The following is a 17,382-nucleotide window of genomic DNA, read 5'->3' on the forward strand; positions in this document are numbered from 1 at the left end:
AGGAAGGAGTTTAATATGAGTAAAGAAAAAGCTCTAGAATCAGCCTTATCACAAATTGAAAAGCAATTTGGTAAGGGTTCTATCATGAGGCTAGGCGATCAAGAAGTAGCTCATGATATCGATGTTATACCTTCGGGTATTATTGCTCTTGATGTGGCACTAGGGATAGGGGGATATCCAAAAGGACGTATTATTGAGATATATGGACATGAATCATCAGGTAAAACAACACTGACGCTTTTAGCTATCGCGCAGTGCCAAAAGCAAGGTGGTACAGCTGCCTTTGTTGATGCTGAGCATGCGCTAGATCCAAAGTATGCGAAGCTTTTGGGTGTAGATGTTGATAATCTGATCGTCTCGCAACCAGACACTGGTGAGCAAGCTTTAGAGATTGCTGATATGCTAGTGCGTTCTGGAGGTGTTGATATTGTTGTAATTGACTCAGTTGCAGCACTTACCCCAAAAGCTGAGATTGAAGGTGATATGGGTGACTCTCACATGGGCTTGCAAGCAAGACTAATGTCACAAGCACTAAGAAAATTGACAGCTAATATCAAACGCTCAAATACACTATTAATATTCATCAACCAAATTCGTATGAAAATTGGCGTAATGTTCGGTAATCCTGAAACTACAACTGGTGGTAATGCGCTTAAATTCTACTCTTCTGTAAGACTTGAGGTTAGAAAAGGTGGCAGCATTAAAGATGGTGTTGATGTCAGTGGTAATGAGATAAAAGTTAAGATTGTAAAAAACAAAGTAGCACCACCTTTCAAACAAGCAGAGTTTGAGCTTATTTATGGTGAGGGCATTTCCCTAGAAGCGGAGCTTATTGATTTAGGTGCTAAGTACGGAGTTATTGAGAAATCAGGAGCTTGGTATAGTTATAAAGGCAAAAAGATTGGTCAAGGTAAAGAAAAGTCAAAAGAGTATTTAAAAGAGAATACCGCTGAGCGTGATGAGATCGAAGGAGCTATTTTAGAGCTTTTGCTACCAAATAAATATGCTAACAAAGGATCGGATCAGAACTCTCAACAAGAATCTAAAGTTAAGGCTAAAGCTAAAGTAAATCCAGCAGCTACTCAAGATGAGCTTATCTAAAGAAAAAAATTATCTTCTTTATTTACTTGCAAAGCAAGATTATTCACGCAAACAACTTTTTGATAAACTTATTTCACGCGGCAATATCCCTATAACTGAGATTATTAGTCTTTTAGATGAATTTGAGCAAAATAAATGGCTATGTGATGAAAGGTTTGCGCGTGTTTTTATAAGCAGTGAAGTCGCCAATCTTAGAGGTAAAAAACGCATTATAAATACAGCAGTTTATCAAAAAGGCCTACTATTAGAGTTAGTTGAAAGTTGCCTTGAAGACCAGGAAATAGATTGGTTTGAGCTGTGTCAGCAATGCTTGGACAAAAAATATAAAGATATCAATAAATTACAAGCAGATTTTAAGCTTAGGCAAAAAGCTATCAACTACTTGATATATAATGGTTTTAGCTTTGATGAGATAAATTTTGCCTTAAGCAAAACTAGTCAAAACTGAGTTATCAAAAATTGTATTGTTAATTATTTTCTAGATTTTGAGGATAAGTTTTTAAGCTGTCAAATATAAAAAAATAGCAAAAAATTATCTGAAAGACTTATAAGATCAGCATTTTTACTGTAAGCTGTAGTATTAGTAACTTTAAAGAATATAGGAGTTAAATATGGCTAAAGGAACTGTAAATAAGGTTATTTTGCTAGGTAGATTAGGTAATGACCCAGAAGTTAGAACTACACAAAATGGTACGACTGTAGCAACTCTAAGTATCGCAACTAACGATGGTATGGGAGAAAATATAACTACCGAATGGCATAGGGTTGTTATATTTGGCAAATCTGCTGAGGCTATTCAAAGATACGCAAATAAGGGTACACAGCTTTTTGTCGAAGGTCGATTACGTACGAATAAGTGGCAAGATAAAAATGGCAATATGCAGTATACAACGGAAGTGGTTGCGAGTAATTTCCAGTTTGTTGGTGGCGGTAGTTCTCAAGGTGGCGCAAATTACCAAAATACACCAAACCTTGAACAGCAATCAAATAACAACTTTAACCAAAATCAGCAACAGCTACCAAAACAAGACAATATGCCTGATTTTGCAGAAATTAACTCATCTAGCTTTGATGATGATATCCCATTCTAGTTTTTGATAAAATAGGTATCACTAAAAACACTATACCAAGCTGTCACTATGTTTTGGATTATTATATAATATCGCTATTTCTCATTTAATTTTTATTCTCGGTATGTCCCAAATATTAGTATTAAACTGCGGGAGTTCTTCAGTTAAGTTTGCGCTTATAAATCCACACACTTTGGAATCTTTAGTTACAGGTCTTGCAGAAAACATTGCTACTAAAAACTGTAAAGTGATTTTTAAAGCTCAGCACCAAGTCGAAAAGCATCTTGAAAATGGTCGATACAAAGATGTATTTGAAATACTAAAAGATTTCTTGGCAGAAAATAGTTATTTAGAAAAAATAGCTGCGATTGGGCATAGAATAGTTCATGGTGGGCAATATTTTTCAAAATCTGTAGTGATAAACGCTGATTCTTTAGAAAAAATAAAAGCGTGTATTGCGTTAGCACCATTGCATAATCCAGCGCATATTGAGGGCATAACATTTTGCCAGCAAATATTTCCAGAATTAACTCAGGTAGCTGTGTTTGATACGGCATTTCATCAAACAATGCCAAGCTATATTGCAGAGTATGCTATACCTCATGAGCTGACACACAAGCATAATATTCGTAAATACGGTGCACATGGTACTTCGCATAAATATGTCTCACAGCAGGCAGCAAAAATCTTAGCTCAACAAAAAGCCAATGTTATAGTAGCGCATTTAGGTAATGGCTGTAGTATTACGGCTGTTGTTGATGGTAAAAGTGTTGATACAAGTATGGGACTTACACCTCTAGATGGTCTTGTAATGGGAACTCGCTCAGGTTGTATAGATCCTAGTATTTTTGCATATATATCCGATAACCTTGGCTGGAGTGTCACAGAAATTACAAATATGCTAAACAAGCAAAGTGGTCTACTAGGTATTTGTGGTCATAGTGATATGCGTGAAGTTTCACAACTTGCTGCTAAAGGTAATAATTTAGCACAATTAGCGATAGAGATCTTCTGCCATAGAGTGGCAAAGTTTGTTGCTAGTTATATGATTTATTTTGACAAGTTAAATGCTTTAATATTTACAGGAGGTATTGGTGAAAATGCTGCTAATATTCGTGAGAATATTATTGCTAAGCTAGCGAATCTTGGTTTTGCGCTAGATCAGCAAAAAAATACTAATTCTGAGACATTTATAAATAGCAAAAATAGCCATAATATAATGGTGATAGCGACTAATGAAGAGCTTATGATTGCTCAAGAAACACAAAATTTAATATAAGAGTTTGTTATGAAAAAATCAATATTTATTTTAGCAACTTCAAAACATACGGGTTTACGCTTATTAGCAAGTAGTATGGTATATGCATTGCAGCAAAAAGGGCTAAAAGTTGGCTCGTTTCATCCTATTTATGATATGCAAATGAGCATTGAGAGTATACAGGAATATTTGCTTAATAATCGTGTTAAGGATTATGTTGAAATTGTTTTAGATAAGTTTTACCAAAAATCACAAGATTTTGACTTTGTGATAATATCTGGTTTATTTAGACAGGGGAACAATGCTCACAAACTATACGCAATAAATGCTATTGTTGATGAATTAAATACAGAAATTATTAAAGCTTTAAGCTCAGAAGTAATTATAACTTCATACCATGGTAACAAGCCACTAATCGATATCAATGATGAGCTAGATTATGCAATGCGTAGTTTACCAAAACAAATCAATATCATTGGTGCGGTAATCACAAAATTAAATGCTCCCTACGATGATGATGGCAGAGTAAGCTTTAGTTTAACAGAAGAGGTTATTTCATTAGAGCAACAGCAGCAAGTAACTATAGATATGCTTAGGCAATTACCAGTCTTTGCACAAAAAGGTCTAAATCTACTCGGTGTTGTTGAATGGCAACAAGAAAAAACCTCACCAAGAGTATTAGATATTAAAAATATTCTTAAATTAAATCTTATATCAAAAGTAAGCTTAGAAGCGCGTGTTGATAGAGTGATGATGTGTTCAAGAGGAGTTGATAACTTTATCAATGATTTAACACCAAACTCTTTAGTGATAACATCTGCTGATAGGTCTGATATTCTCGTGACAGTATGTTTAGCTGCAAAAAATGGTATGAAAATCGCTGGAATTTTGCTAACTGCTGAAGAGTATCTTAATGATAAAGTCAGAGAGCTTTGCGTTGAAGCTGCCGAAAAAGCTGGTTTAGCAATTCTTACTACTAAGAATAAAAGTGTCAAAACTATTTTACGAATTGCTAATATTGATCTGATGGGTATACCTCTTGATGATAAAGAGCGTATTCAGAGAATCAAAGAGGTTATCTGTAACTCGCTAGATAGAGATAAAATAATTAGTGCAATCACAGCAGATGTGCTTGAGCACCAGGTGATGTCGCCACCGGCATTTAGGTATCATTTACTAAAAATGGCAACAAAAGCTAAAAAAAGAATTATCTTACCAGAGAGTTATGAACCAAGAACATTACAGGCTGCAAAGAACTGTTATGAGCAAGGTATTGCTGAGTGTGTGCTTATCGGTGATAGAGAGAGAATCTATAAAGTAGCAGAAATGAATGGTTTTAGTCTTCCTAAGAATATACAAGTTGTTAACATTGATGATCAAGCTAAGACAAAGTACCTAAATACTCTAATAAGTCTTAGAAAGCATAAAAGACTATCTGAAAGTATGGCTCAAGATGCTCTTAAAAATCCTATAGTAGTGGCAACGCTTATGCTTTATCTTGGCGAAGTTGATGGTCTAGTTTCAGGTGCTGAGCATACTACAGCAGATGTGCTAAGACCAGCATTACAGCTAATCAAAACTAAGCCAAACTCTTCGTTGGTATCATCAGTATTTTTTATGTGTATGCCTGATGAGGTAATAGTGTTTGGTGATTGTGCTGTAAATCAAGATCCTACAGCGGAGCAGCTTGTCGATATAGCAATCCAAAGTGCTGAATCTGCAAAGAAATTTGGCATTGAGCCGCGTGTTGCAATGATTAGCTATAGTACAGGCTCCTCAGGCTCAGGTGTACAAGTTGAAAAAGTGCGTACAGCTACAGAGCTACTCAAGCAAAAAGCTCCAGAGTTATTGGTTGATGGACCACTTCAATATGATGCAGCAATGATTGAAAGTGTCGCCAAGCAAAAAGCTCCAGATAGTCCAGTTGCAGGCAGAGCAACAGTATTAATCTTTCCAGATTTAAATACCGGTAATACAGTATACAAAGCAGTCCAAAGAAGCGCTAATGTCTTAAGTATTGGTCCGGTGTTACAAGGTATTAATAAGCCTGTAAATGATCTTTCAAGAGGAGCAACAGTTGATGATATAACATATACGATTGCAATTACAGCTATTCAGGCAATATAAATTTAGGAGTATTTGATTATGTCTAATAACCTTTTAAACAAAGTAATAAGTAAATATTCTTTTAGTGGTAATAGAAGTTTTACGGTAGTTAACCCTGCAACTAATCAAGTTATATGTAGTCTTGAAGAAAAATCAGCCCAATATGTTGAAGATAGTATCCTAGTTTCAAAACATGCTCAAAATGCCTTTAGAAATAAGCTCGCTATTGAAAAATCAAAACTTTTAGCAATGTGGTATGATTTAGTTATAGATAATATTGATGATTTAGCAGAGATTATTACACTAGAAAGTGGTAAGCCGCTAGCCGAAGCAAAAGTTGAAGTTCAATATGGTGCAAATTTTATTCAATGGTATGCAGAGAAAGCCAAAAGAATAGATTCACGCGTTTTTGACCCTAATATTAATAATGCTGAAGGTAGAGTTGATTACTATCCTGTTGGTGTGGTTGCGGCAATTACTCCTTGGAACTTCCCGTTTGCGATGATTACGCGAAAAGCAGCTCCAGCATTAGCTGCTGGCTGTAGTGTTATACTTAAGCCATCAGAGCTAACTCCTCTTACAGCTCTTGCAGCTAGAGAGCTTTTTATCGCTGCTGGAGCTGAAGAGAGTCTTTTGCAGGTAATTTGTGGTGATTCAAGTGTTATCGGTAAAGAACTACAAAAGAGTAGTTTGGTTAGAAAAATAACTTTTACTGGATCTACAAGAGTTGGTAAGCTGCTAATGCAACAAGCAGCTGAAACTGTCAAAAAGGTTTCATTAGAACTAGGTGGCAATGCACCATTTATAGTCTTTGACAATGCTAATCTAGAAAAAGCTGTTGAGAGTCTTATCACAGCTAAGATTAGAAATGCCGGCCAAGTATGTATAGCACCAAATCGAGTATTTGTGCATAACTCTATAAATAAAGAGTTTATTACAAAATTAAAAACTGCGCTTGTAAATCTTAAGCAAGGTAATGGTTTGGATACTGATGTCAAAATAGGTCCTTTGATTAATAAAGCAGCGGTTGAGAAAGTCCAACAGCATGTAGATGATGCTTTAGCAAAAGGTGCTAAGTTAGTATGCGGCGGTAGGATAAATCCAAAATTAGGTGGAAATTTCTATGAAGCTACTATTTTAGAAGATATGCAAGATAGTATGGTTGCAAGTTGTGAAGAAACTTTTGGTCCTATTATTGCTATTTTTGGCTTTGACTCCGAAAATGAGGTTATCCAACGAGCAAATAACACAAAATATGGTTTAGCAAGCTATTTCTTTAGTAATGACATCAATCAAATCAGAAGAGTTAGAAATGCTTTAGCATATGGTATGGTTGGTATAAATACGGGAACTATATCAAATGAGAAAGCGCCTTTTGGTGGTATCAAAGAGTCAGGGCTTGGTAGAGAAGGTTCTGATGATGGTATTTATGAGTTTCTTGAGGCTAAGTATAGTATGCAGGTTTTTGGTTAGTTAATTAAAGTAAAAGGTATTTAAGGAGTCATCTTGCGTATTAAGTCAGTAATTATTTCAAGTATTGGTAGTACTTTTGAGACTTTTGATTTTCATATCTTTGGTTTATTTGCCTTGCAGATATCAATGTCGCTATTGCATAAAGATACTTTTAATAGTTCACTTATCTTGATTTTTGCTATTTTTGGAGCCGGTTATTTTGCTCGGCCATTAGGGGCTATATTTTGGGGTAATCTTGGTGATAAATATGGTCGTACCGTGCCGTTTAAGTGGACAGTTATCCTGATAGGGATATCTTCCTTAGTGATAGCTGTATTACCAAGTAGCAGTGTTATTGGCGTATTTTCGCCTTTGATATTAGCAGCATGCCGCTTAATTCAAGGCTTCTCATTTGGTGGTGAGTTAATTGCTGCAGTTTTATTAGTTTATGAACAACCGGCAAAACGCAAAAGTTTCTATACCTCATTAGTTATCTTTTGTGCAACTTTTGGCATGATTTTAGCATCAATAGTTTATTATTTTTTAAGTCTTGTACTTACTACAGAGCAATTTTTTGCCTTTAGCTGGCGTCTGGCATTTGCTTTTGGCGGTATTGCTGTATTAGTGAGCTATTTTTGGCGTGCTTCAATTCAAGAAACATTAGTTACTGAGTTTATTGGTCAGCGTGGTTTAGTTGCCTTGGAGCTGCTAAAAACTAATATTAAGCTACTTTTACGCTGTGTTTTGACTGTTGCAGCTACAGCAATATTTCTCTCAACGTTTATAGTGTTTTTGCCAACATTTTGCCAAAAAAGCCTTGGTTTTGATAAGGTTATGACATCTGTATATGTCTTAGTAACAATAGTAACTTATGCAATCTCAGCATTGGCTGGTGGCTATCTTGGTGATATTATTGGTAATAAAAAGACACAAGCTCTAGGTATAATTTTAGCGATAATTATACTTATACCATTAGCTATATCATTGTTAGCAAAATCTACTGTTGCACTGGTGTTTATAGGGTTATTTGCGATTGCCAATGGTTTGGTAAATGCAAATTATATGATTGTGGTTTTAAATAGGTTTGATAAATTACAGAGATTTAGTGGCTTAGCTATTACCCAAAATATTTCAATGGCATTGTTTATGGGAGTTTTACCAGTACTATTTGCCTATTTGGTAGCTGACTTGAAACTACTTTCAGCACCGTTTTATATTTTATTTGTTTTATATCTTGTAGCTTTGTTGTCATTATTTGACTAAATATTCAATAGTTTTTGCTTGTATTATTGATATATTAGCTTACATTCCGCGCTTTAGTTTAATTTGTTTGCTTGTTAATATTTGTTCTTAGTCTTCTTTATCATTTCTGCTATAATACTATGATTAATTTTAGCTATTTAAATTATTATAAAAATTTTAAAGGGTTAGTTTGAATATGAGAACACATTATAGCTCAGATATTAATGAAAAATTACAAGGTCAAAAAGTTACTGTATGCGGCTGGGTTCATCGTCGTAGAGATCATGGTGGCGTTATTTTTTTGGATATTAGAGATAGAACAGGGCTAGTACAATTAGTTTTTAATCCCGATGATGATAATTTCAAAGTTGCTGACAGTTTAAGATCTGAATTTGTGATTAAAGCTGAAGGTGTTGTTAACTTAAGACCAGAAGGCCAAGAAAACAAAAGTATTGCTAGTGGTAAGGTTGAGATAGTCGGCGATAGTATAGAAGTTATTAATAAATCTAAAACTATCCCATTTCAGTTAGATGATTATCAGGCAACTGGGGAAGATGTTAAGCTTAAGTATCGTTATATTGATCTGCGTCGTCCAGAAATGCAGCATAAATTGATTACGCGTTCAAAGGCAATTCGTTATGTACGTAACTTTTTAGATAGTAATGGTTTTCTTGATATTGAAACTCCATTTTTAACAAAAGCTACTCCAGAAGGTGCGAGAGATTATCTTGTGCCAAGTCGTAATTTTAATGGTAGGTTTTATGCTTTGCCGCAATCGCCACAGCTTTTTAAGCAGCTTTTGATGGTTTCAGGTTTTGATAGATATTATCAAATTGTTAAATGTTTTCGTGATGAAGACTTAAGAGCAGATAGACAACCTGAATTCACCCAGATAGATATTGAAGCTTCATTTATTGATGAGGCTTTTATTATGTCTACTATGGAGAAAATGATAGCTGGGCTTTTCAAAGAAACTATCGGTGTTGAGTTTAGCACCCCTTTCCAAGTAATGGCTTTTGCTGATGCTATCGATAAGTATGGTTCAGATAAACCTGACCTAAGAATCCCTCTTGAGTTTGTAAATATTAAAGAAGAGATGCAAAATGAAGAATTCAAAGTATTCTCAGGGCCAGCAAATGATCCACAAGCTCGTGTTATTGCGATGAGAATCCCAGCAGGTAATGACAAGCTTACACGTAAGATGATCGATGAGTATACTAATTTTGTTGGTATCTACGGTGCTAGAGGCCTAGCATATATCAAGATTAATTCGTTATCACAAGGCAAAGACGGCTTGCAATCACCAATTGTAAAAAACATCTCTGAAAAGACATTGTTTAAAGTGATTGAGAAAACTGGTGCTAAAGAGGGCGATTTATTATTCTTTGGTGCTGGCAAGGCTAAGATCGTAAATGACTCAATGGGTGCATTAAGAGCTAAAATTGGCGAAGACCTTAATTTATTTGATAAAGATTGGGCGCCGTTGTGGGTTGTTGATTTTCCGATGTTTGAGAAAGATGATAATCGTTTATATGCAATGCATCATCCATTTACAGCACCTAAGGTTAGCTCAGTTGAAGAGTTAGAGAGCACTAATCCAGAACAGCTAAGTTCAAGAGCTTATGATATAGTTATCAATGGTTATGAAGTAGGTGGCGGTTCTATTCGTATTCATAAGCATGATATCCAGGCGAAAGTGTTTAACTTGTTGGGTATTTGTGATGAAGAAGCGCGTGAGAAGTTTGGCTTTATGCTTGATGCTTTATCATATGGTACCCCTATCCATGGTGGTATAGCTTTTGGTGTTGATAGGCTTATTATGCTACTTACTGGTACTACAAATATCCGTGATGTAATAGCTTTCCCTAAGACACAGACAGCAAGCTGCCTAATGACAGAAGCACCATCAACAGTTTCTTTAGAGCAGCTTAATGAGCTTGGCATAGCTGTTAAGAAAGAAGATAAATAATCACAATTTACTAATTATTTATTATAAATTTCGTTTGCATCTAAAAATTACAATTATATAAATCGCTCTAATAATTCTTTTATAGTTATTAAACTGTATAATAAATCTAAGGTTGTTTTTATATTGTTTAAGAGTAAATGATGAATATAGCACAAGTATGCCCTGCGGTTATTCCTGTGAATAACTATGGAGGAACAGAGAGAGTTATCTATTGGTTATCTGGAGCTCTGGCTGAGCTAGGTCATCAAGTTTTATTAATAGCACCGAAAGGAAGCTATCATGAAAATACTAATGTCAAGATTATCGAATGTGAAGATTTTACTAATATAGCCACAGTAGTACCGCAAAATATAGATATTGTACATATTCATGATCTAAATTATATAGATCAAGTAAAATCTTTTAATTGGTTACTCACAATACATGGCAATGATAAAAAAAAGGTTTTTAATAATCCCTACCCACAAAATATCGTCGGCATAAGTAGAAATCATGCGGTTGCTCATAATCTTAGACACTATGTATATAATGGAGTAGACTCACGAGAGTTTATTTTTAGTCCACAAAAACAAGATCATTTTTTGTTTTTTTCTAAAGTATCTTATCGTGCAAAAGGGGTTGATCAGGCAATAAAAATTTGCTGTAAGAGTGGTGTTAAGTTAGAAATATATGGTGGTGATAGGAAGAAATTAATCAGAAATCCCAAATCATTTTTATTAAGCTTTAAAAAAGATATAAATATCAAGGGTTATGCATCTGGAGAGAAAAAAGCGCAAGCGTTCTCTCAAGCTAAAGCTTTGTTATTTCCAATCCAGTGGTCAGAGCCATTTGGACTTGTAATGGTTGAAGCGATGATGAGTGGAACTCCAGTCATCGCGCTAAATAGAGGTTCTGTTTCAGAGGTTGTTAGTTTTGAATCAGGCTTTGTAGTTAACTACTTAGAACAAATGGTAGATGCTATCAGCAAAATTGATACGATTGATCCTTATAAATGTAGACAGTACGCTATAGCTAACTTTGATATATCTGTTTGTGCAAAAAACTATGTTAAAGAGTATGAAAGAGTTATCGCAGCTACTTGCAAAAAATAGCCCTGCTATTCATTTTTACACTAAGTCAGTTAGAGCATTTTAGTAAGATGTTTTGTTTAAATCAAAATACTTCTTCATAACAAGCAAAGAAATCAAATCTTCTCTTTGTCTATTTTTGAATTGATTAACATATTCATTAGCGTTTTTAATTATTTTTAGAGCTTCTTTAGGGTGATTGTTATAATAATCGATTTTCTCTTGAATGTCTGAGTAATCATCTTTTAAAAGCACATAGTGGTGATCCGGTAAAAGTGTACCTTCCATAAACCATGTTTCATATTTTGGTTTGGTCATAAAACATAGTGAATTTGAGTTCATAATCCATTTGAGGTTAGTAGCAACATCATAGCCTTCTATACTAATAATATATTTGTACTTAAGCTGTTCTTCTATGCTCAAAAAGCCTTTATTGAAAGGTTCTCGTACAGAAGTTTTGCGTGTGTCACCAAAATTTGTATTAGGCAAGTTATAATAGTTTTTTATAAAATATTGTCTGGCAGGTTGATGACAAGCTCCTCTAAATACTGCCATGTTTAGTTTATCTTCAAATTTTTGATTATCATCAAAAAAACTAAAATGCCTGACCTTGTCAAGTTTTAGCACAATAGAGTTTTGGTTATCATCGGATATTGGTCTACTTTTTACAAAAGTTGGTTGCTTGGGTATTTTAGTAAGGTCATAAAAAGCAGTAGTAAAGCTATTTTGTTTACTGAAGTATACTAAAAATTCTTTAAAATCAAAAAAGTAAGCTGAATTAATTGATTTTTTTGCTAAGCTATTATCAGCAATATCAAACACTGGCATATTTCTCTTAAAAGTTTTCCAGCTAAAACTATTCTGCAACGAAAAAGGCTTAGATAATTTGTTATAGTAATTAACTCTATATTCAATATAGTCTTTGTCAAATTTTGAGATATTTGCTAATTTGTGTGCAAGTCTCAGTTCAAAAATCTTTTTAGGAATAATAGCCCTACTAAGATGTTTTGTATAATATTTTAACTTTTTCATGTTTTATAGTTCCTATTGTTGCAAAAACAAAGATATTCTTTATAGTTTTATGATATATTTTGAAACTGATTGAATAAGAATAATACATAAAAATGCAAAAAAATTCTCTAGTAATCTTTAAATCTAAACCAGCAAAAGTTGTTGATGTCTTAGATAAAAAAATTGAGATTGAGACTCTTGATGGTAAAAATATCAAGCTACCTGCAAAGAATGTTCAATTACTCGTAGATTCAGAAAAGGATTTTGAACTTGAGAGTTTAAAAGAGTTAAATATAGCCGAGCTTGAGGTGACTTGGGAGCTATTACAGGAGCAACAAAAAACCTCTATCATCGAATTATGTGAGTTGCTCTTTGAAACCGTTGACATTAATCAAGCTTATACAGTTTGGCTTTTAGTTTCTGAAGGAGTGTACTTTAGCTTTGATGATGATTTTAGTATAAAGATTCATTCGCAACAGCAAAAAGATACAATACTTAGGAACAAGCAAGAAAAACAGCATAAAGAGCAAGAGCTTAATGATTTTATCGAACGCTTGAATAACAAAAATTTCAATGAAGAGGATAAAAAATTCCTTCAGGAAATAGAAGCTTTGGCAACACTTAAAACTACTAAGTGTCGTTTCTTTAAGTACTTAAACATCGAAGAGTCTGAGAATAGCGCGTATAAGTTGCTATTAGATATAGGCTATTGGGATGAGTTTTTTAATCCTTATCTATATAGATATGGCGCCGAGTTAGAAAATAATCCTGCAGAATTTAAATATAATTTTGAGTCAGATAATCAGCGTGTAAATCTAACTCATTTGCATGCTTATGCTATTGATGATGAAGGTAGTAATGATCCAGATGATGCGATTAGCTGGGACCCAGATAGAAATAAAATTTGGGTACATATTGCTGACCCTTCTTCTAGTATTAGCTTTGGTGATGAGGTTGATTTACAAGCAAGAGCAAGAGGCTCAAATTTGTATGTGCCAGAGAAGATAGTAGCTATGTTACCTCCACAAGCAACTGAGAAACTTGGTTTGGGTTTACAAGATGTTTCTCCGGCGTTATCTGTAGGTTTTAGGGTTGATCAGCAAGGTGATATCCAAGATATTGAAATATGTTTTAGTCATATAAAAGTTACCAGGTACTCTTATGAATTTGTCGAAAATAATAGCCAACTTTTAGAGCTTGGCGAGATTGTTGACTATGCTAAATATTTCACCGATAAGCGTTTATCTAAAGGTGCAGTTGAGCTTGACTTTCCAGAAATAAAGGTAACCATTGATGAAAACAAAAATGTTAAGCTGATAAATTTACCGCGTCTAAATTCAAGAACGCTTGTCAGAGATACAATGCTAATGGCAGGTGTTGCAGTAGCACAGTTTTGTATTAAAAATAATATTAGCGTACCTTTTTCAACACAGCCTGAGCATGAGCTTAGTCAAGATGATCTAGATAATCTTGATTCTATAGCCGATATGTTCGCGATACGTAAAAAGCTACAAAGAGGTAAGTATTCTACTCAGTCAGATATTCATGCTGGGATGGGATTAGATACTTATGTTCAAGTAACTAGTCCTTTAAGAAGATATCTAGATTTAGTTGTGCATTATCAACTATGCAATTTTCTACAGCATAAAGAGATGATAGATGCTCAAGAGATTGATAATATAATTGCTCAAGTTGATATCCCAATAAAATCTAACAGGCAAACAGAACGTTTCTCAAATTCACATTGGAAGTTGGTTTATTTAATGCAAAATCCTAATCTAGAGTTTGAAGCTACAGTTATTGAGAAACTAGAGAAAGGTAGGTTAATGGTTTCTATCGCTGATTTAGCGATGACCAAGAAACTTTCTGTCAGTGGAAAATATAATTTAAATGATAAGCTAAGGTTACAAAATACCTCTGTAAACCTTGTCACACAAGAAGTCTTCTTTAAGGTTATAGAAGAAAATTAACCACATTCTAACAGATAAATACACAGTTTTATCCACAGGTTGTGGAAAATAGTTTTTAATATTTTCATGTAATAAACCACATTGCTGTAAGTATTGAAAATAAAGGGTTTTTGCCAATTTTAAAACTATGCTATTTTATTAAGCTAAGATTTTTCACAAAAATCTCATATAGATATAAACAAACTTATCCACAGAAGCTGTTAATATGCTTTTTTCACAGCTTGTATCACTTAGTGTGTAAGGCTTTGGCAGATGTTTATCTTTTAGTTGTTAATAAATGCTTTAAATTAATGTATCATTCTAGTTAAAGTTAGAAGATACAAAGCTTTTATGAATTACGAACTTATTGAACCAGTGGATCAAGCAAAATTTTGCGTTATTTGGTTGCATGGTCTTGGTGCTGATGGTCATGATTTTGTGGATATTGTTAATTATTTTGATGTTTCATTAGCAAATATACGCTTTATTTTTCCTCATGCAGATGTGTTAGCAGTGACTATAAATATGGGTATGCAAATGCCTGCGTGGTACGATATTAAATCATTAGATGCAAATAGCTTAAATAGAATAGTTGATGTTGATGGTATAAATACATCGATAAAAAAACTTAATAAGCTTATAGATAAGCAAGTAAATCAAGGTATCCCTAGTGAGAATATTATATTAGCGGGCTTTTCACAAGGCGGAGTAATTGCAACTTATACAGCTATTACTTCCCAAAGAAAACTTGGTGGTTTTATAGCTTTATCGACATACTTGCCTGCATGGGATAATTTCAAAGATAAAATCACATCAATAAATAAAGGTTTACCAATATTGGTTTGTCACGGTACAGATGATCATGTATTACCACAAGCCTTGGGTCAAGATCTCTCAGCTAAGTTAACAGCAAATGGTTTTATTAATCAATATAGGCACTATGTTGGTATGCAGCATTCAGTATGTATGGAAGAAATAAAAGATATCTCAGACTTTATAGCAAAGACATTTAAAATATGAAACAAATAATTATTGCTAGCAGAGAAAGCAAATTAGCGTTATGGCAGACAAATTTTGTCAAAAAACGCATACAAAAAGAATTAAATATCGCTTGTGAAATCAGCACTATGAAAACCCAAGGAGATATTATTTTAGATAAACCATTAAACAAAGTCGGTGGTAAAGCACTATTCATGAAAGAGCTAGAAATAGCTATGCAGAATGATAAAGCAAATATTGCAGTGCATTCTTTAAAAGATGTTCCTTATCAGTTACCACAAGGATTTTGTTTAGCAAGTTTTATGCCTCGAGAAGATCCACGTGATGCCTTTGTTTCAAATAAATATAAATCTTTAGATGATCTCCCTCAAGGAGCTATAGTTGGGACATCTAGTCTGCGTCGTAAAGCACAGCTACTTAATTATAGGGACGATCTTGCGATTAAAGACCTAAGGGGTAATGTACAAACTAGATTGGCTAAGCTTGATAACGGTGAGTACGATGCAATTATTTTAGCCAGTGCTGGACTTATCCGATTAGAGCTTAAGGAGAGGATAACACAATTTATTCCGATAGAGATATCTCTTCCAGCTGTCGGTCAAGGTATAGTAGTTATAGAAGCTTTAGAGAGAGATAGCGAGCTTTTAGGCAAATTACAACAACTAAATTGTGCTAATAGCTTTAATATTGCAACTGCTGAAAGAGCATTTAACCAAGAATTAAAAGGTGGTTGTCATGTAGCAATAGGAGCTTATGCTGAGTTAGTTCGGGAGCAGGTAAAACTAACGGCGATGGTTGCAAGTAGTGATGGCAAGAGAATACTAAAACGTAGTATGATAGGCAATAATCCTTTAGAGCTTGGTAAATCATTAGCTCAACAAATGATAAATTTGGGTGCCTATAGAATATTGGAGAGTTAGATGGGACTTTTATTATTATTGGTAGGTGTTGGCGGTGGTCTTGGCGCAATGGCGAGGTTTGCATTGGTCCAAGCAACAGCTAGTATATCTAAACAAATCCCTTTGGGAGTTCTAATTTGTAATGTATTAGGATCTCTGCTAATTGGTATATTAGCCGCTTTTCTAATAAAAACAAATTTATTTAATGAAGATATATCTGCATATACACGTTCACTTCTTGTAACAGGCTTTTTAGGAGGCTTTACTACTTTTTCTAGTTTCAGTTTGGATATCCTAAACTTATTGCAACGAGGAGAATTTTTTATAGCTATAGGATATATTCTGGTTAGTGTCTTAGCATCATTAATAGCAGTTATATTAGGTTTTTACGTAGTTATGGGAGTTTATAAGTGAGAAAAAAAATATTAGTACTAATTTTAGTTTCTTTATTTATCACAAGTTGTATGCCTTTTTTAGGAGGCAATATGTTTGTTAGAGATAATAAGTTTGAGTCTGATGGTGAGCAATATAGTCTTGAGATGCAGCAAGGTACAACTGTCAAGCAATTATATGATGCAATAAAAAAAGCTATAAAAGTTAAACCTAATGAGTTTGAGATAAAAGCTGATGATTACAGTAACCAAAAAGCTACACTGTGGACATTTTCAAATAAATATAATCAGCCTGTTACTTTTGAGGCGGTACAAAGAGCTGGCCAGGTTTATCTAGGTATAAGTATAGGCGAAGGAGGGCAAACAAAAGAAGGTAAGCAAGTTATTTATTATCTGCAAGATTTAGTTTTAAATAATTTACAATAAACTTTTCTTTAAGTAATTACGAATCCCTATATTAGAAATTCTTATAACTCATATATAAATAATATTAATTTAAATTTCTATAAGTTTAATATTATGTTTGTATAATTATTTTATTATTGCTTATAGCTAGGACTTAAATAGTAATTAAAAAATTTGAGAATGTAAACTAAAAGATAGCTAATTGCTAAAGAATGAAACTTTTCAAAAATATCCACGCTAAAGATAATTAAGATTCTTTTTCAACTTTAAAAATCGTACCACAGTATGGACAAATATTAGTTTTTTTATCTTGTAAGTCAATATACACTCTAGGGTGTAAATTCCAGTTCTCGTGATATTTCGTTGGACAAGAAACACGTTCTCCTGGACGAACTTTAATCACTTTTTGCTCTTTTTTCATTGTATTTAAAATCTAGCAATTATCCAATAGCTAGATTTTAA

Annotated in this window: 16 protein-coding genes; 14 read left to right on the plus strand and 2 right to left on the minus strand. The window is 33.8% G+C overall.

From position 1 onward, the window contains the following. Nucleotides 1-15 precede the first annotated feature (15 nt). The 9 genes from recA to CGC45_RS00480 all read left to right on the plus strand — a co-directional run bounded on the left by recA (nt 16) and on the right by CGC45_RS00480 (nt 11,289). On the plus strand, nt 16-1,101 hold the full coding sequence (gene recA, locus CGC45_RS00440) for a recombinase RecA (protein ID WP_071628461.1): 1,086 nt from the start codon (nt 16-18) through the stop codon (nt 1,099-1,101). Then, nucleotides 1,088-1,549, plus strand: a complete 462-nt coding sequence (locus CGC45_RS00445; protein WP_071628462.1) for a regulatory protein RecX — start codon at nt 1,088-1,090, stop codon at nt 1,547-1,549. The genes recA and CGC45_RS00445 overlap by 14 nt, the downstream gene beginning before the upstream one ends. Nucleotides 1,550-1,712: 163 nt before the next feature. Continuing rightward, nucleotides 1,713-2,192 carry a single-stranded DNA-binding protein gene (locus CGC45_RS00450; RefSeq protein ID WP_071628463.1) on the plus strand — a complete coding sequence of 160 codons (480 nt, stop codon included), beginning with the start codon at nt 1,713-1,715 and terminating at the stop codon, nt 2,190-2,192. A gap of 103 nt (nt 2,193-2,295) precedes the next feature. After that, complete coding sequence (locus CGC45_RS00455; RefSeq protein WP_071628464.1) at nt 2,296-3,450, plus strand: acetate/propionate family kinase; 1,155 nt, start codon at nt 2,296-2,298, stop codon at nt 3,448-3,450. 9 nt (nt 3,451-3,459) lie between these two features. Next, entirely contained in the window at nt 3,460-5,556 is a 2,097-nt protein-coding gene (gene pta, locus CGC45_RS00460; RefSeq protein WP_071628465.1) for a phosphate acetyltransferase, read from the plus strand. An 18-nt stretch (nt 5,557-5,574) separates the two neighbouring features. Then, the gene (locus CGC45_RS00465) at nt 5,575-7,008 is read left to right on the plus strand and encodes an NAD-dependent succinate-semialdehyde dehydrogenase (protein WP_071628466.1); all 1,434 of its coding nucleotides are present in this window, start codon (nt 5,575-5,577) and stop codon (nt 7,006-7,008) included. Nucleotides 7,009-7,041: 33 nt separating this feature from the next. Then, nucleotides 7,042-8,250: an MFS transporter gene (locus CGC45_RS00470; RefSeq protein WP_071628467.1), complete on the plus strand. Its 1,209-nt coding sequence runs from the start codon at nt 7,042-7,044 to the stop codon at nt 8,248-8,250. 175 nt (nt 8,251-8,425) lie between these two features. Beyond that, nucleotides 8,426-10,198, plus strand: coding sequence for an aspartate--tRNA ligase (gene aspS, locus CGC45_RS00475; RefSeq protein WP_071628468.1), 1,773 nt, complete (start codon nt 8,426-8,428; stop codon nt 10,196-10,198). A gap of 140 nt (nt 10,199-10,338) precedes the next feature. After that, nucleotides 10,339-11,289, plus strand: a complete 951-nt coding sequence (locus CGC45_RS00480; RefSeq protein WP_071628469.1) for a glycosyltransferase family 4 protein — start codon at nt 10,339-10,341, stop codon at nt 11,287-11,289. A gap of 39 nt (nt 11,290-11,328) precedes the next feature. Here CGC45_RS00480 and CGC45_RS00485 read toward each other — a convergent pair whose 3' ends face one another. Then, nucleotides 11,329-12,297 carry a glycosyl transferase family 90 gene (locus tag CGC45_RS00485; RefSeq protein WP_071628470.1) on the minus strand — a complete coding sequence of 323 codons (969 nt, stop codon included), beginning with the start codon at nt 12,295-12,297 and terminating at the stop codon, nt 11,329-11,331. A 92-nt stretch (nt 12,298-12,389) separates the two neighbouring features. Here CGC45_RS00485 and CGC45_RS00490 point away from each other — a divergent pair, with 92 nt between their 5' ends. The 5 genes from CGC45_RS00490 to CGC45_RS00510 all read left to right on the plus strand — a co-directional run bounded on the left by CGC45_RS00490 (nt 12,390) and on the right by CGC45_RS00510 (nt 16,941). Beyond that, entirely contained in the window at nt 12,390-14,246 is a 1,857-nt protein-coding gene (locus CGC45_RS00490) for a ribonuclease catalytic domain-containing protein (RefSeq protein WP_071628471.1), read from the plus strand. Between the two features lie 330 nt (nt 14,247-14,576). Beyond that, entirely contained in the window at nt 14,577-15,245 is a 669-nt protein-coding gene (locus tag CGC45_RS00495) for a dienelactone hydrolase family protein (RefSeq protein ID WP_071628472.1), read from the plus strand. Continuing rightward, nucleotides 15,242-16,144 (plus strand): hydroxymethylbilane synthase, encoded by a 903-nt coding sequence (hemC, locus tag CGC45_RS00500; protein WP_071628473.1) that lies wholly within the window; start codon nt 15,242-15,244, stop codon nt 16,142-16,144. Before CGC45_RS00495 ends, hemC begins: the two co-directional genes overlap by 4 nt. Beyond that, complete coding sequence (crcB, locus tag CGC45_RS00505) at nt 16,145-16,537, plus strand: fluoride efflux transporter CrcB (RefSeq protein ID WP_071628474.1); 393 nt, start codon at nt 16,145-16,147, stop codon at nt 16,535-16,537. Continuing rightward, nucleotides 16,534-16,941 carry a hypothetical protein gene (locus CGC45_RS00510; RefSeq protein ID WP_071628475.1) on the plus strand — a complete coding sequence of 136 codons (408 nt, stop codon included), beginning with the start codon at nt 16,534-16,536 and terminating at the stop codon, nt 16,939-16,941. The genes crcB and CGC45_RS00510 overlap by 4 nt, the downstream gene beginning before the upstream one ends. A gap of 226 nt (nt 16,942-17,167) precedes the next feature. On the opposite strand, the gene CGC45_RS00515 is transcribed toward CGC45_RS00510, so the two are convergent. Next, nucleotides 17,168-17,341 carry a zinc-finger domain-containing protein gene (locus CGC45_RS00515; RefSeq protein WP_071628476.1) on the minus strand — a complete coding sequence of 58 codons (174 nt, stop codon included), beginning with the start codon at nt 17,339-17,341 and terminating at the stop codon, nt 17,168-17,170. Nucleotides 17,342-17,382 lie beyond the last annotated feature (41 nt).

The sequence above is a fragment of the Francisella opportunistica genome (genome assembly GCF_003347135.1).
In the GTDB taxonomy this organism is placed as follows: domain Bacteria; phylum Pseudomonadota; class Gammaproteobacteria; order Francisellales; family Francisellaceae; genus Francisella; species Francisella opportunistica.

What these genes read in the sequence shown, in the direction of transcription:
- recA (WP_071628461.1), top strand. Translation starts at nt 16, where the DNA reads ATGAGTAAAGAAAAAGCTCTAGAATCAGCCTTATCACAAATTGAAAAG.
- CGC45_RS00445 (WP_071628462.1), top strand. Translation starts at nt 1,088, where the DNA reads ATGAGCTTATCTAAAGAAAAAAATTATCTTCTTTATTTACTTGCAAAG.
- CGC45_RS00450 (WP_071628463.1), top strand. Translation starts at nt 1,713, where the DNA reads ATGGCTAAAGGAACTGTAAATAAGGTTATTTTGCTAGGTAGATTAGGT.
- CGC45_RS00455 (WP_071628464.1), top strand. Translation starts at nt 2,296, where the DNA reads ATGTCCCAAATATTAGTATTAAACTGCGGGAGTTCTTCAGTTAAGTTT.
- pta (WP_071628465.1), top strand. Translation starts at nt 3,460, where the DNA reads ATGAAAAAATCAATATTTATTTTAGCAACTTCAAAACATACGGGTTTA.
- CGC45_RS00465 (WP_071628466.1), top strand. Translation starts at nt 5,575, where the DNA reads ATGTCTAATAACCTTTTAAACAAAGTAATAAGTAAATATTCTTTTAGT.
- aspS (WP_071628468.1), top strand. Translation starts at nt 8,426, where the DNA reads ATGAGAACACATTATAGCTCAGATATTAATGAAAAATTACAAGGTCAA.
- CGC45_RS00480 (WP_071628469.1), top strand. Translation starts at nt 10,339, where the DNA reads ATGAATATAGCACAAGTATGCCCTGCGGTTATTCCTGTGAATAACTAT.
- CGC45_RS00485 (WP_071628470.1), bottom strand. Translation starts at nt 12,297, where the DNA reads ATGAAAAAGTTAAAATATTATACAAAACATCTTAGTAGGGCTATTATT.
- CGC45_RS00490 (WP_071628471.1), top strand. Translation starts at nt 12,390, where the DNA reads ATGCAAAAAAATTCTCTAGTAATCTTTAAATCTAAACCAGCAAAAGTT.
- CGC45_RS00495 (WP_071628472.1), top strand. Translation starts at nt 14,577, where the DNA reads ATGAATTACGAACTTATTGAACCAGTGGATCAAGCAAAATTTTGCGTT.
- hemC (WP_071628473.1), top strand. Translation starts at nt 15,242, where the DNA reads ATGAAACAAATAATTATTGCTAGCAGAGAAAGCAAATTAGCGTTATGG.
- crcB (WP_071628474.1), top strand. Translation starts at nt 16,145, where the DNA reads ATGGGACTTTTATTATTATTGGTAGGTGTTGGCGGTGGTCTTGGCGCA.
- CGC45_RS00515 (WP_071628476.1), bottom strand. Translation starts at nt 17,341, where the DNA reads ATGAAAAAAGAGCAAAAAGTGATTAAAGTTCGTCCAGGAGAACGTGTT.